The sequence below is a fragment of the Alteromonas portus genome, from assembly GCF_005117025.1.
GTDB lineage: Bacteria > Pseudomonadota > Gammaproteobacteria > Enterobacterales > Alteromonadaceae > Alteromonas > Alteromonas portus.
In genome coordinates, this window is sequence record NZ_SWCO01000005.1 from 67732 (window position 1) to 83020 (window position 15289).

Annotated in this window: 10 protein-coding genes; 6 read left to right on the top strand and 4 right to left on the bottom strand. The window is 43.1% G+C overall.

Features of this window, described 5'->3' with window-relative positions:
* Positions 1-368: 368 nt before the first annotated feature.
* From E5672_RS08325 to E5672_RS08350, 6 genes are all read left to right on the top strand, one after another.
* Positions 369-1643 carry a hypothetical protein gene (locus E5672_RS08325; protein WP_136782263.1) on the top strand — a complete coding sequence of 425 codons (1275 nt, stop codon included), beginning with the start codon at positions 369-371 and terminating at the stop codon, positions 1641-1643.
* A gap of 162 nt (positions 1644-1805) precedes the next feature.
* Entirely contained in the window at positions 1806-3113 is a 1308-nt protein-coding gene (locus tag E5672_RS08330) for an ABC transporter substrate-binding protein (RefSeq protein WP_136781780.1), read from the top strand.
* Positions 3114-3180: 67 nt separating this feature from the next.
* A complete protein-coding gene (locus E5672_RS08335) occupies positions 3181-4053 on the top strand; it encodes a carbohydrate ABC transporter permease (RefSeq protein ID WP_071952603.1) in 873 nt (290 codons plus the stop codon).
* Positions 4054-4056: 3 nt separating this feature from the next.
* Positions 4057-4887 (top strand): carbohydrate ABC transporter permease, encoded by an 831-nt coding sequence (locus E5672_RS08340; RefSeq protein ID WP_071959882.1) that lies wholly within the window; start codon positions 4057-4059, stop codon positions 4885-4887.
* A gap of 12 nt (positions 4888-4899) precedes the next feature.
* On the top strand, positions 4900-5940 hold the full coding sequence (locus tag E5672_RS08345; protein WP_136781781.1) for an ABC transporter ATP-binding protein: 1041 nt from the start codon (positions 4900-4902) through the stop codon (positions 5938-5940).
* Between the two features lie 226 nt (positions 5941-6166).
* Positions 6167-6862: an HAD family hydrolase gene (locus E5672_RS08350; protein ID WP_136781782.1), complete on the top strand. Its 696-nt coding sequence runs from the start codon at positions 6167-6169 to the stop codon at positions 6860-6862.
* Positions 6863-6906: 44 nt separating this feature from the next.
* Here the strand turns inward: E5672_RS08350 and E5672_RS08355 are convergent, their stop codons facing one another.
* From E5672_RS08355 to E5672_RS08370, 4 genes are all read right to left on the bottom strand, one after another.
* A complete protein-coding gene (locus E5672_RS08355; protein ID WP_136781783.1) occupies positions 6907-10062 on the bottom strand; it encodes a bifunctional diguanylate cyclase/phosphodiesterase in 3156 nt (1051 codons plus the stop codon).
* A 370-nt stretch (positions 10063-10432) separates the two neighbouring features.
* Positions 10433-12673, bottom strand: coding sequence for an alginate lyase family protein (locus tag E5672_RS08360; protein ID WP_205676482.1), 2241 nt, complete (start codon positions 12671-12673; stop codon positions 10433-10435).
* 294 nt (positions 12674-12967) lie between these two features.
* A complete protein-coding gene (locus E5672_RS08365) occupies positions 12968-13900 on the bottom strand; it encodes an AEC family transporter (RefSeq protein WP_136781784.1) in 933 nt (310 codons plus the stop codon).
* A 315-nt stretch (positions 13901-14215) separates the two neighbouring features.
* The gene (locus E5672_RS08370; RefSeq protein WP_136781785.1) at positions 14216-15247 is read right to left on the bottom strand and encodes a substrate-binding domain-containing protein; all 1032 of its coding nucleotides are present in this window, start codon (positions 15245-15247) and stop codon (positions 14216-14218) included.
* Positions 15248-15289 lie beyond the last annotated feature (42 nt).

Below are 15289 nucleotides of genomic sequence, written 5' to 3' on the forward strand. Positions count from 1 at the left end.
TTATTTAAAACATTAATTTATATAGTTTCTGGAGGTTGTTGATAAAAACTTGTTAATTTTTTGGTTGACGTGAATAACAAACGGTGGTCATATTCTCACATGTTGAGCATTTAATCTTTGTTTGGGCATTTGGGTTTTAGTGATGTTTTCCCAAATGTCTTCAAGATTCAAATGCTCTTCAAAAATTACACTCCACACAATTACGAAAGAATAAAAGAGGGTTCATAATGGGACTTGACACAACGAAACACGTGATGCAATCAACTAAGTGCGCTAAACGAGCATCTTTAAGTCTGATCGCCGCCGCTGTAATGGCTGCCACTGTGCCAACGTTAGGTATGGCGCAAGAACTTAGCCAAGAAAAGCCAATGTACGTACCACCCAGTGAACCCAATGAATTTCTTGATGGTCGAGTGCAAGTTAACTTCTTAGCTATGCAGAATTATCAAGCTATCCAAGCCAAAGACGGAGCGTTTCGTCCAGAAGATGAAACTCAGTCAGATGGCTTCGGTCGTCTTCGCGTGAACTTAATGTTTAAGTTCAAAATCACCGAAAACATAACTGCCGATATTGATATCGCTGAAGAGCCTAATGACTTCGGTAATAATGGCGACAGAGACTTCTCATTCCACCAAGATTTTGCCGGTGTCGAGTTTGATATGTTTGGACTGACTGGCTATGAAAAAGAGAACGCTAGCCTTATTTTGCGTGTGGGCAACATAGGTGCCTCTCCTTTCCAATTTAAAGGTTTCCAAGACGGTGCAGACAACCAAGGTAACGCACTTATCGGTAACGGCATTAACGACTACGCTACCGCCGAAAACGGTATTCAGCTGAGCTACACCGAAACCTTCGATAGCGGCATTCTTCGCTCATACAATGTGGCGGGTCACATGACTACGTCAAGCTTTGGTGAAGCTTTCCAGGAAGATCGCGGCTACAACTACCGCTTGCAAGGTACCTTGGAATTTGAAGGTGGCTTTAAAGCCGGACTTAACTTCTTCAATGCTAATCAAGGCGAGCAACTTGTATTCGAAAATGGCCTTGCCAGCTTAGATGGCGTTACCACTACCAACTATCGTTTTGGTGATGGTGAAAACTATAACTTTTCTGCTTCTGCCTCTAGCGAACGTGATACTCACGTAGGTGCACTACCTGGGCTTAATCAATCAATTATGCAGCTTAACTTGGCGTATCAGCCAAGCGACCAGACCAGCGTTATTTTAATGCTAGGTAAAGCAACTGATGATTATACCTTTGCAGACGTAGAAGGTAATGCTGTTGCAGGTATCACTTATTTCGGTAATGAAGGCGTGTTAGACCCAACAGGTACTACGTTCGATTCTAACCAGGTCATTGAGGCTGATTCGTCAGTTGAATACTGGGTGGTAGAAGCGCAGCAGTACATTATTCCAGAGAAGCTCTATGTTGCTGCACGTTATGCAGAATCTGAAAATACGTCAGACCTTATTGAGCAAACAGATAATGAAGTTACTCGTCTACAGGTATCAGCGGGTTATTGGATCAACGACCGTACCCTTTGGAAAGTGGAATACGTAGACCAAGACGAAGGCGTTAACTCTGGCGGTCAGATTGGCGCAGGTTTCGACGGTCTAACGTCTGAAATTTCAGTTAAGTTTTAATCGCTAACCAAGTTTTAACACAAAAGGTTAGGCACGGAATTGCTTCGCTGCCTAACCACCTAACTTACTTTAATACCTCTGATTTTTTCATCCCCGCGTTAACCATATTTGGGCGGGGAGGGGAAAGTCATATCTGATAAGAGTACAAAGGGGAGAGACCCGATGTTAAAAAAACTATCTTTAATTGTAGCCAGCGCACTAACCATTAACGTGGCGGCGCAAGCAGAAACTATCACTATCGCTACCGTTAACAATGGCGACATGATCACCATGAAGTCGCTTAGCAGCGAGTTTGAAAAGCAGCACCCTGATATCGACCTTAAATGGGTAACGTTAGAAGAAAACATTCTTCGTCAGCGTGTTACTACCGACGTTGCTACTAGCGGTGGGCAGTACGATGTAATGACAATTGGCACTTATGAAGTACCAATTTGGGGCAAGCAAGGCTGGCTTACCGAACTTAACGGGCTAGGTGACGATTACGATATTGACGACTTATTACCTGCCATTCGCAGTGGCCTTTCCGTAAACGACAAGCTTTATGCTGCACCGTTTTATGGTGAAAGTTCAATGGTGATGTACCGCACAGACCTAATGGAAAAAGCGGGCTTAGAAATGCCGAAAGCACCTACATGGAGCTTTATCAAAGAAGCTGCTGCAGCAATGACCGATAAAGACGCCGGGATATACGGCATTTGCCTTCGCGGTAAAGCTGGGTGGGGCGAAAACATTGCGCTATTAACGTCAATGTCTAACTCTTTTGGTGCTCGCTGGTTCGACGAAAATTGGAAGCCGCAGTTCGATTCTAAAGCGTGGAAAGACACCTTAGAGTACTACGTAGATGTAATGGAAAAATACGGTCCTCCTGGCGCTTCAGCCAATGGTTTTAACGAGAACTTGGCTCTGTTCCAAACCGGTAAATGCGGCATGTGGATTGACGCTACCGTAGCAGGTGGCTTTGTTACTAACGAAAAAGACTCTGAAGTTGCCGACAAAGTAGGCTTCGCGCTTGCTCCTGATAACGGTTTAGGTAAACGCGGTAATTGGCTATGGGCTTGGACTTTAGCTATTCCATCAAGCAGTAAGAAAACCGATGCGGCGATGAAGTTCATCAGCTGGGCAACATCAAAGGGCTATTCAAACTTAGTTGCAGATAAAAAAGGTTGGGCGAATGTACCTCCGGGCACACGTACCTCATTGTATGAGAACGACGCTTATTTAGAGGCCGCGCCGTTTGCACAAATTACCCTAGATTCGATTAATTCTGCAGACCCGAAAAAACCAACGGTAGAGCCTGTGCCCTACGTAGGTATTCAGTTTGTGGCAATTCCTGAGTTCCAAGGTATTGGTACCGCAGTAGGTCAGCAGTTTAGCGCCGCGTTAACCGGCCGAATGACGGTAGACCAAGCACTGCAAAGCTCACAGCGTTTAGTTGAACGCGCTATGCGCAAAGCGCGCTACCCAAAATAAACAGCGTTAACCACAGGGAAAGTGCTTAATTGCACTTTCCCATTTAATAATTATAAGAGGGCTAGTCATGGCGACCACACAATCTCGTACTTTAGCCAAAATCATGCTTTTTCCTTCGGTCTCTTTGCTTTTAGCATGGATGATCGTGCCTTTATGCATGACCCTTTATTTCTCGGTATTAGACTATAACTTGCTTATGCCGGGCGATAACGAATTCATCGGCTTTCTCAACTACGAGTTCTTTTTAACTGACCCCGCATTCATCGAGTCATTTTTTAACACCTTGCTGCTAGTAGGCGGTGTATTGTTTATCACTATTTGTGGCGGAATTGGCTTAGCGGTTTTATTAGACCAGGCAATATGGGGGCGAAACTACGTACGCATTATGGTACTTGCGCCATTTTTCGTTATGCCTACGGTATCGGCGCTGGTATGGAAAAACATGTTTATGAACCCAGTGAATGGTCTGTTTGCCCATTTTGCTGAGTTTATTGGCGTAACACCTATCGACTTTTTTGCTGAACTGCCTTTACTGTCAATCATCATTATTGTGTCGTGGCAGTGGCTACCGTTTGCAGCACTGATTTTGCTCACAGCTATTCAATCGCTTGACCGTGAGCAGCTAGAAGCGGCAGATCTTGATGGTGCAGGTCCATGGAGCAAGTTCGTATATATTGTGTTGCCTCACCTTTCTCGTGCGGTGACGGCAGTAATTCTAATTGAAACGATTTTCTTACTATCGATTTTCGCTGAAATTCTTGTGACGACTAGTGGTGGCCCTGGATATTCTTCGACCAACATTACTTACCTTATTTATACCCAATCGCTTTTGCAGTTCGATGTAGGCGGTGGTTCGGCAGGCGGTATTGTGGCAGTGGTTATTGCCAACATAGTCGCTATTTTCCTAATGCGCCTTATTGGCAAGAACTTAGAGGGATAAGTAATGGCGATTAAAGATACGAATAAATCAAAACTTATCTACACCCTTGCGGCGTGGACAGTAAGCGGGATGATTTTCTTCCCCATTCTTTGGACGATTATTACAAGCTTCAAAACAGAGTCAGAGGCCATTTCCGCTTCACCGAGTTTGTTTATGTTCGATTGGACTCTGGAGAACTATGCTGAAGTGCTTTCTCGGTCTCCTTATTTCGACCATTTCATGAACTCAGTTGTGATTTCGCTTGGTGCTAGTCTTCTTGGGTTGCTTATTGCTATTCCAGCAGCTTGGTCGATGGCGTTTGTCCAAACTAAGCGCACAAAGAACCTACTTATGTGGATGCTCTCTACCAAGATGCTTCCACCGGTAGGCGTGTTAATTCCTATTTACCTGCTATTTCGCGATTTTGGATTATTAGATACGCGTATTGGTTTGGTCATTGTAATGACGCTTATCAACCTGCCTATTATGGTGTGGATGCTTTATACCTACTTTAGAGAGATCCCGAATGAAATCTTGGAAGCGGCACGAATGGATGGCGCAGGAATAAAGCAAGAGATCTTCCAGGTGCTGCTGCCGATAGCGCTGCCAGGAATTGCTTCAACATTACTACTAAACGTTATTTTGGCGTGGAATGAGGCATTTTGGACCCTCATTCTTACTGCAGCTAACGCAGCGCCTTTAACAGCATTTATTGCCAGTTACTCAAGCCCAGAGGGCCTATTTTACGCAAAATTATCAGCCGCCTCAGTCATGGCCGTGGTGCCAATTCTTATCCTAGGTTGGTTTAGTCAGAAACAGTTAGTGCGCGGCTTAAGCTTCGGCGCAGTTAAGTAGGAGAACTTCAAAATGGGAAGTATTACCTTAAAGCAAGTTACAAAGAGCTTCGGCGACGTTAACGTGATTAAGCCGCTGGATTTAGAAATTCGAGATGGTGAATTCATTGTGTTTGTTGGGCCGTCGGGTTGTGGTAAGTCAACGTTACTACGCATGATTGCCGGCCTTGAAGACACAACAAGCGGTACTATTGAAATTGATAACCAGGACGCGACAGACATGCCGCCAGCACAGCGGGGTTTGGCTATGGTGTTTCAGTCTTATGCCCTTTACCCTCATATGTCGGTAAGAAACAACATTGCGTTTCCGCTAAAACAAGCGAAAGTAGAGCCTGCAATCATTGAGCAGAAAATTGAAAAAGCGGCGAAAATGCTTAACCTTACCGACTATCTTGACCGTAAACCGGGTCAACTTTCGGGCGGTCAGCGCCAGCGTGTTGCTATCGGACGTGCTATAGTACGCCAGCCTTCAGCATTTTTGTTTGATGAGCCACTGTCGAACCTAGATGCATCACTTCGCGTAAACATGCGCCTTGAAATATCTGAGCTACATAAGAGCTTAGATACCACCATGATTTATGTTACTCACGACCAAGTTGAAGCCATGACGATGGCAGACCGTATTGCAGTATTCAACGGTGGCATTATTGAACAAGTAGGCACGCCTTTGGAGCTTTACCAAAAGCCAGTAAATCAATTTGTAGCAGGCTTTATCGGTTCGCCAAAAATGAACTTTATTAGTGTAGATACCAAAGCAGGTGACCCGACGTGCAGCTTAGGTGTGCGCCCAGAGCACTTTAGAATTACCGAAGAAAAAGGGCTGTGGACTGGCAGAGTTGGCGTGATTGAGCACTTAGGGTCTGAAACCTTTTTGCATGTTCATGTTGATGGTGTCGGTACATTAACAGTGAAAGCCGATGGTGATTGTAAAGTGGCCTACGGCGACATAATTAACTTAACGGCAGCGCAAGAGAAAATCATGCACTTCGACAAAGATGGCGTAACCATCCCTGAGCTATCTTGGGGTGAAGCGCGCTCGTCTTCGGCGGCTTAACGAGATAATGGAGAGTTGAACGCAAGGGCTTTGTGGGTACAACACAAGTCTACTATTTGATGGTGAACAACCACTAATCGTGTACTTGGTTATACAAAAGCCCTTTATGTTCAACGCCAGGGAAAGACAAAAATGGCACGCTTTAAACCGAGATTTAGTCAGTAACCGTAGCAAGGTATGGAAGGCATATCTGATAAACAACGGGTAAAATAAGCAAGGAATTATTATGGAGCAGAAAAAGCCAACAGCAACAAACGCCGATATAGAGTTGGTTATTTTCGACTGTGATGGCGTACTTATTGACAGTGAAATTTTGTGTAAACGCGTGCTTATTTCTATGCTTTACGACCTTGGAGTTGAAATAGATGGCGATTACTTTGATACGTACTTTTTAGGTAAAAGTTATGAGTCTGCAAAAGCGCAAATAGCTGAGGATTTTAACACCCGTTTACCCGAGGCGTTTAGGGACGACTATCTAACTGCACTATTGGCTGTGTTTGCCGAAGAGCTTGTCCCCACACCTGGCCTAGAGGCTATTTTACAGCGCCTTTTAGTTAAAAAGTGTATTGCGACCAGTAGCCACCCAGAACGAGTCACGTTTTCGTTAAGAACAACAGCGCTAGATAAGGTTTTTAACGGGTATGTAACCACTAGCGCAGAGGTAACTAGGGGTAAACCTGCACCCGATATTTTTCTTCTTGCCGCTGAGAAGATGGGTGTTTCACCCGAAAAATGTTTAGTGATAGAGGATTCCGACGCTGGTATTGAGGGCGCGTTGAGCGCGGGTATGTCGGTAGTGAAATACACAGGGGCCAGCCATCTAGAAACAGGCCAGCCTGTTATTTTTGAGGGCGTTCCGGTTATTGATCACTGGCATGATTTACCCAAACGTTATCCAAAATTATTTAACGTTATTACATAGCCTTTGGAAGTAACGGGTTTTGGTCAATTCACCACTTTTGAAGCTTACTTCCACTCTTCTTTCGTTTCCCATTGCCTCAGCCAATTTGGCAAGACGTTAGCGTGCATAGGGCGGGCTATGCCAAATCCTTGTGCGAGTTCACAATTCAATGCAAGCAGTGACGTTCCATGGGCAATACTTTCTACGCCTTCAGCTATCACACTGCGGTTGAAAGAGTTGGCCAGCGCAATCACGCCGGTAACAATAGTTTTATCTTCTAAGTTTACCAGCATATCGCGAACGAAAGATTGGTCTATTTTGATCACGTCAGCGGGCAAGCGTCTAAGATAAGTTAAAGACGAGTAGCCTGTTCCAAAGTCGTCAATTGCAAAAGAAACACCTAGCTTTACGCAGTCTTCCATGATCTCAGACACTTTTCTAATATTCGATAATTTACTGGTTTCGAGGACTTCAAGTTGTAGTGCTCTAGGCGGTGTTTCAGGTACTTTAGAAAGCAAATGCGCTAAACGAGTTGGAAAGTTTCTTTGTTGTATCTCTAGGGCAGAAATGTTCACACTAATTTTTATATCTATGCCCGACTGTTTCCATTGATTGTACTGCTTAAGTGATTCTTCAATAACCCACTCGCCAACTTCAATGCTAAGTTGATGATTTTCGATAAAGGGTAGAAAATCGGCTGGGGGCAGTAGCCCTCGTTTTGGATGTTGCCAGCGTATCAGCGCCTCTGCACCGACAATTGCCCCAGTACGCATATTCACCTTAGGTTGATAGTAAAGTTCGAACTCATTTTTCTTAAGACCACTAGCTATACTCTTTATGATTTCATGACGTGTTCTAATGGCGTCTTCTGATTCAATATCAAAAAGGTGATAGCAATTTTTTCCTTTTTGCTTCGCTAAATACATGGCTTGGTCTGCATGTCGAATGAGTTGTTCAGCGTCGGTTTCATTTTCAGGATAAACTGTCACCCCAATGCTTGCTGAGACTCTCAGCTCATTTTCACCGTACTTGACTGGGTCCGAGGCCGCTTTCAGCATATTTTTAACGATAGGAACAAAGTCTTGAGCTTGTTGTAGATTGGTAAGAACCGCGACAAACTCGTCTCCACCAAAACGCGAAATGGTATCGTCTTCATTAAGTATGCCTTTAAAGCGACGAGCGAGCGCTATGAGTAATTCGTCACCAACGCTGTGCCCAAATGTATCGTTCACTTCTTTAAAGCCATCTAAATCAAGCAATACCACTGCCGCATAGTTTTCTTTAATTTTGCTTTGCTTAAGAGCTTCATCCAAGCGTTCGGCGAGCAAAGAACGATTGGGAAGGTTCGTTAAAACATCATAATGGGCCATTTGCTCAAGGCGATGTTGTTGTTCTTTTGTCTCTGAAATATCACTGAAAATCGCGATGTAATTTTTAATTGTGCCTTCGTCATCTTTCACAGCACTTACCGTTAAAAGCTGTGCGTATATTTCGTTATTCTTTCTTCTATTCCAAATTTCTCCTGCCCAATATCCCTCCTTGAGGATTGAACTCCAGAGGTTCTTGTAAAAGCCAGGAGACTGTTTTCCAGATTTGAACATGTTAGGTTTATTACCTAGTACATCGTCTCGGGAGTAGCCGGTTATGTCTTCGAAGGTCTTGTTTACATCAATGATGTTCGCTTCACTATCAGTAATAAAAATGCCTTCTCTTGCGTGCGAGAATACGCTGGCCGATAATTTTAACTGGTCTTCTAAGCGTTTGTTTTTAGTAATGTCTTGAACTAATGAAACTACGCTAATTACTTTGCCAGAGAAGTCCAAGATTGGTGTGCTGTACCATTCGCAAGTGATTGTTTCGAGCAATCGAGTGATATTATTGTTTACCTTGCGGACGGTTTTTTTACCTTCTACCAGTAATTCGAATACGCCATCAATCTCGTGGCGTAGATCAGTGGGAACAACCAGCTCAGAGGCATGCTTGCCTATCGCTTCATCCTTGTTGTAACCAAAGATTAGCTCAGCCGACTTATTCCAATCTGTGCAGATAAAGTCTGTATTCCAGGTAACGCAGCCCAAAGGCGTGTTTTCAATATGGCTCGCTAAAATGTCTCGGCTTTCTTGCAAAGAATTTTGACTACTAATAAGTTGTTTTTCGGCTTCTAAGCGCGTTTTAGCCATCTGTGCAAAATGTTGCTGTAGCTTCTTGAGTTCAATACTGCCATTAGTCGATGTCTCATCCATCTCTTTGCCTTCGGCCAGCGCGGTAGTCGACTTCAAAAGGTCTTTTATGGGGATTAAAACGTTTTTCCTAATTAGCCATACTGAAACACCGACGAAAAACAAAACGATCAACGCCAAAATAAGTGTGGTTGTCATCAACCTGGTATCAATTGCTTTGAACGTTTGTTTAAGCGGAATACCAATAGTGATGTTGATATGTTGTCCATCATCAAATAGCGGGTGTGTGACGTAAACGCGTTGATAAGGGTCTTCGCTAAGAAGAGCATTATTATCTAATGTTCCGTTTGTATATGCGCTCTTATTTCCCTTTATATCTAATGGAGTGCCTATCAGTTCTTGCCTAGCGGGGAATGCTGCTACAATTTTGTTTTCACTATCAGTTATAAATGCAACGGTATCATCGGGCAGGTAAGACTCAGAGAGTATTTCGCTCCACCAGTCGAGCGATATAACAGCTACAACCAAACCGACTAAATTGCCTTGTTCTGCATTTATAACGGGGTAGGCAAAATTAATACTAGTTAAATTCGTCGCCCGGTCTATTTGAAAATCACTGATTGAAAATTTACGGGTGGCGATGGCTTGTTGTATATAAGGGCGGTCGTAAACGTTTACCGAACGTTTCAATTCTCGGGCATTACATAACAATTGACCATCTGCGCTTGGCACACCGAGATTGACATAATTACTGTTTACTTTAAGCACATTCGACAGGAACCGACTGCACCGTTGTAAGCTAGGCTGCTGCACCGCATCGAACTGCGCCAAATTCTTTAGAAAATGTCGCGTTTCCTCAATAAGTTTGGCTTGTATATTCGAGTGTGTTTTGGTCGTATTTACTGCTTGGCTAACAGCAGTCTTTATTGCTTCATCCCTTTCCATGTATGCGTTGTAAAAAATGCCAATGAAGCCGGGTATGGCAATCATCAAAATCAGAATAATGACTCTTGCCTGTAGTGTCTGAAAAAGTTGTGACATGTAATTTGTTCAAATCCATTTAAGCGTAATTAGACTGGAGAACATCGGTGACTTTTGATATTCACAACTTTCCAATAGAAATTTTATGTGCAATCAATTATTAGCAGCTAAAGCCAGTATAGTAAAAATTTTATGGAACGGTTGTTAAGATAATATGATTAGTTCGGCTTGAAGGAATGCAACGAGTAGTAGTAATAGCTTTTCCCAAAAAGCTATCAGCTATGCCTTTTTAGCGAGTGCTGTTTACAAGGGAAATAGGGTTAAAATCAGTTACACAAAAATGTACGAGTAAAAAAACAATATTTAAAACGAACAAAGCCTCTTGCGAGGCTTTGTTTCAGGTTTCGTTGATAGTAGTGTGTAGCGGCATCTACATATAGAAGAAGGGGCCTACCCAACGGTAGCTTTTGCCGTCAATCTCAACTTTGTGCTTTGCGCTGCTATCATTATCGCGATTAGCGATGATAAACAGTTGAGTGTCGCCTTTCACATCAGTAATACGTACACCTGTGTAATCATCGTTATTAAAAACAACCTCAAGGTTTTTAATACTGCTTCTTGAGTTAATCGACGATTCACTCACTGGGCTGTATGAACCATGAGGTTCTACGACAGAAACAAACAAAGTGTCTTGAGTGTCATTTCGTCTAAGCGTAATAGCTGCGTCGCGGCGCAGGTTAAAGTCTGGATCGTTTGCGCCAATGCGAGTCAAATACACCTCGTCTTCAGCGTTGGTAACCATAGTCAGCGTATAATACTTGCCATGCTGAAGCCACTGGAACTTAGTGTTACCTTCACTCGCGTTACCCTTGCCCTCTACGAATAAATGTTGATAGCCATTGTCTTCACCAAATGGTGATAACGTGGTGGGTGACTCGTGAGTAAAGTTCTTATCAATTATCTGTCCCATGTAATAGAAGGGCAGGTCGTATTGATTCTTCTTGTCAGTGTCAACTCGTAGTATGTCTAATACAAATGGCTTTTCAAAGTTTTCGTCTTTGATCACCGCCATGGTGCGGTGCATTAACGTGCCCGGGTAGGCATTTTCTTCTGTTGCGCTAACCACTTTTACGTTGTCATCTTCTGCGTTAAAAGTGAAAAGTTCTGAGTGATGCTGGCTGGCAACGTCGTACTCTCCATCAAAATGCTTTGTGCCATTTATTGATAAAGTATTATGTGCAATGGTTGTCTTAGCCCACGTGGTATTTTCTTTTAGATAGTTACCACCGCCTTTTTGACCGATATTTACAAACCGAGCTAGGCCATAATCTTGCAGAACTTCCTCGCCTTTTTCGTATAAGGAGAACGATAATTTATCGTAATGACCGTGACTCAGACCCTGCGCGGCATATTTAAACACCAGGGTTAGGTCTTCATTGCCATAACGTAAAATGCCTACACCGCCTTGGTCACCGTTCGGGCCATCACTTAAATTTACGGAAGACTTTACAAAGGGAACCGCTTTGCCATCTCGAATATCAATAGCGGCTTCAAGTCCTGACTCTTGTAGTAGTACTTCACCTTGCTTTTCTACCACGCTTAACAAGCGGGGATCTTTCTCTCCGTAAAAGTACGCGAGATCCACAGCGGTAACTAAAGAGGCTTTCTTATAAGACATGCCTTTTTGTGCATCGTTAAGCGGGAAAAATTCACCATCGGCATCAGAAAGGTTAAGAAGTGCATTAATGCCTTTCAATAAAACATTATCTTTATGCTGTAGTACCTTTAAGTCTGGGCGATTGTTTTCCATTGCCAGCGCAAGTATTAGAAAAGGGTACATTGCATAGCGCTGATAGTAAGGGCCTTCGGTATAGTAGCCATCAGGAGAAAAAGGCTCTTCTAAGTTAGCGAAAAAGCCCTTGCGCTGACCTTCTACTTTAATAGTACCGCCATCGTTGTCTTTACCGCCCACTTCTAAGCCATCGTCTTCAATACCGTAAAGGGCGCGTTGAATAAGCTCTTCATCGTTCATAACCAGACCAATCATGCCTACAGCAGCAATGCCCCAGGTACTGTGGTTATGTACGCGGTTAAAAAATTGTGGGTTTTCTAATGAAATAAAATCGGCAAACGGACGGAAGAGATTGTCCTCTAGTGTTTTGCGTTCATCAGCAGACAAATAGTCGTAAATAGCATCATATGCTTGGCTCATGTAAACCAGCCAGTTGCTGTCGTTTAGGCATTGCCAAAATAATTTACCCCGCGAATATGAGCGCTCTTGCGGGTGAAGGGGTAAGTCTTTGTACATGGCTTCATATTGAAACAACATGTCACGAATATATTTGGCGTACTTTTCATCTTCTAACACTTGATAAAGAACGCCAGCTTTTTGCGCAATAAAGAAGTTTTGTTTATGGCGCTGGTGGGTATAACCACCTGAGAAATCCTTTGGAATAGGCGTATCGATACCCATTGCAATTTCGGCATCTACTTCTTGCTTAACGGTTGCCAAACTTTTATCAAACAGAGGAACTTCACCCAAGTTGTCTCTCATTCTTTCTACGCCAGGCTCGGTAAGAATAAGGTTAGGATGACCTTTTGCTTCGCTAGCAAAAGACGACAGGCTGATACCAACAGCTAGCATGGTAAGGCTAAATTTCTTGATGTTCATTGTATTTATTTCCTTGTTATCAAATAGCCATTGATGAAAACAGGCAACAACGGTTGTAGGGTAAAAATGTTGTTATTTAAAAATGACAATTTGTAATAAACACAATAACAGAAGTTAAAGAAGAATGGAGCAGACCAATTAAATATTTTGGTAAATTTTATTTTTTAATTGGTCAGACAGGTTTGGAGCGGTCAGCTCGTTAGAATGGAGGCTCTTCTATCGACGCGAACAACTATGAAAAAGACTGTTGCGAAATAGAGCTTATGAAATAGTGCTAGTGCCAACGCTTATTCATCACACAAGCTGCAATTTGCTAAGTATTCCAAAAGCCAGGGCGGTAATAGGTAAAGACACCAATGTGCTTACTGCGATTATGCTTGCCGCTAAGCGATAATCCCCGCCTAAGTTTCTAACCATTACATAGCTTGCTGCAGCAGTAGGTGAGATAGCTAAGAGGAGAACAATGCCCAGCTCCATTCCTTTAAAGCCAAGTACATAGGCAAGAACAACCAATACAAAGGGATAGACTACGCATTTACTGGTAGTGCTAAGTACAATATTAAACCAGTCACTGGAAAAAGAGCGGAACTGTAGTGAGGCGCCTGTGCATATAAGGGCAAGTGGCAGGGTAAGCTGTGCGAAATATTCCCCTGTTTTCACTAAGGTATCTGGAAGTTGCCATTCGAAGTATGAAAAGGGCAGGGCTGCGGCAATTGATAAGATCAACGGGTTTTTCGCCATGCCGGTAACTTGGCCCATTAAGGAGCGCGACGTACCTTGGTAAAAGTTAAGAACAAAAACTGAAAGTACATTAAATAAGATGGTAATACACCCCATGTAGACAGACGCTACAGCTAGACCCTCTTGCCCATAGGTGTTAGCGCAATAGGCTAAGCCGATAATACCCATATTGGCTCGAAAGCCGCCCTGAACAACTACACCTCTGGCTTTATACGGATGTACTGTCAAATGAGAAATAACCATAAGCGCTGCAAATACGATAAGTGTTCCTATCACTCCCACGCTCATAAGGGATAGATTCGCGGCTTTGGAAAAGTCAGCTCTGGCGATTGATAAGAACAGTAGAGCAGGAAGCGCAACGTTAAATACCAGCTTTGACCCTGCCTCTATAAAGCCTTCATTCAGCCACCTAATACGAAAGAAAAGCCACCCCATCAAAAGAAGGATCAATACAGGAATAAGCGTACTGGTAATAAAGCTAAGCATAAAAAGAACTAACGCCTTTGAGTAAATTTGCGTAACAAAACAGTAGATTGCTGCTTTAAGAATAGGAAGAAAGAGCCATAGTATGCCAAGTTTATGCTCTTATGCATAAAGTAAATTGGTAATACCTCAAAGAAAAAGTAGCTTTATCTGGTGCTGATTGGCAAACCTGTACGCAATACGTTCTGATAAGCGTGGCGTAAGTTAATACTAGCAATAATTGACCAGTATTTCGTTGAGCCTTGGGTTGTATCTAGCAAAAGCTCACGGGCGAAATAAGGTGGCGCTGTGGAACGAAAGAGCGGCAACATCTACTCCTTAAAGCTTTTCTGTCGATTTTGCTGTAGAGCAAGATTCTCTCAGTACGAGTTCACAGGGAACTAGGGTACGGGTGTTAAAGGCCTTTCCGCTTTTTATCTTGTTCAATAGCATACTCGCTGCTTCACTGCCTATTTCATACGGTTGCTGTCTTACCACGGTTACCGGAACTCTGAAAAATTCTGCCATAGGTATTTCTTCAAAACCTAATAAAGAGACATCGCCGGGAATATTAATGTTTGCTTGTTCTAGCGCCTTTAACACATCAACGGTAATGGCAATTTGTTGAGTGAAAAAAGCGGTAGGGGCTAATTCGGATTTAAGAAGCTCTACCGGCGATGCGGCTAGACCTTCAGTTCTGCTCCAATGGAGGATGAGCTCTTCTTTAACCGGTAGATTGTGTTTGTTGTGAGCGTCCACAAAGCCCTGATATTTCTCATGGCGAGACTTTACTGTTTCAAACTGTTGAGTGACAAAGCAAATATTCTTATGGCCTAGTTCGATAAGATACTCGGTAGCCTCGAACGATGATCGTTTGTAATCAGCAACAACAATACCCGTATCACAATCATCATGCTCAAGCTGAAACTGAACTACAGGAACAGTATTGTTGGAAATATCTTCGATTAGCTTCGCATTGTTACCACAGGAGGCAATAATAACGCCATCGACATTAAGCTGGCATAGTGTCGTTAGCGCACTTTTCTCTGTAGCTGGATCGAAGTCAGAGTTATAAATAAACAGATCATAGCCATGCTTTTTGCAGTAATCGTCCATTCCTCGTATCGCTTGGCTTGTGTAATAACTTGCGATATCGCGTACAATCACGCCCAGTGTTCGGGTTTTATTGGTTTTTAAACTACGCGCAATATTGTTAGGTACATAATTTAATTCCTCGACTGCTTTTTGCAAACGAAGGCGGGTATCTAACGACATGAAGTCGAAGCGACCGTTTAAAAATTGAGATGCGGTACTTTTTGAAACGCCTGCTTTTGTCGCAACGTCTACGAGTCTTACTTTGTTTTTATTCATTTTATGTTCTCTAACTGCTTACGTAACAAATAGTTTTCCGCA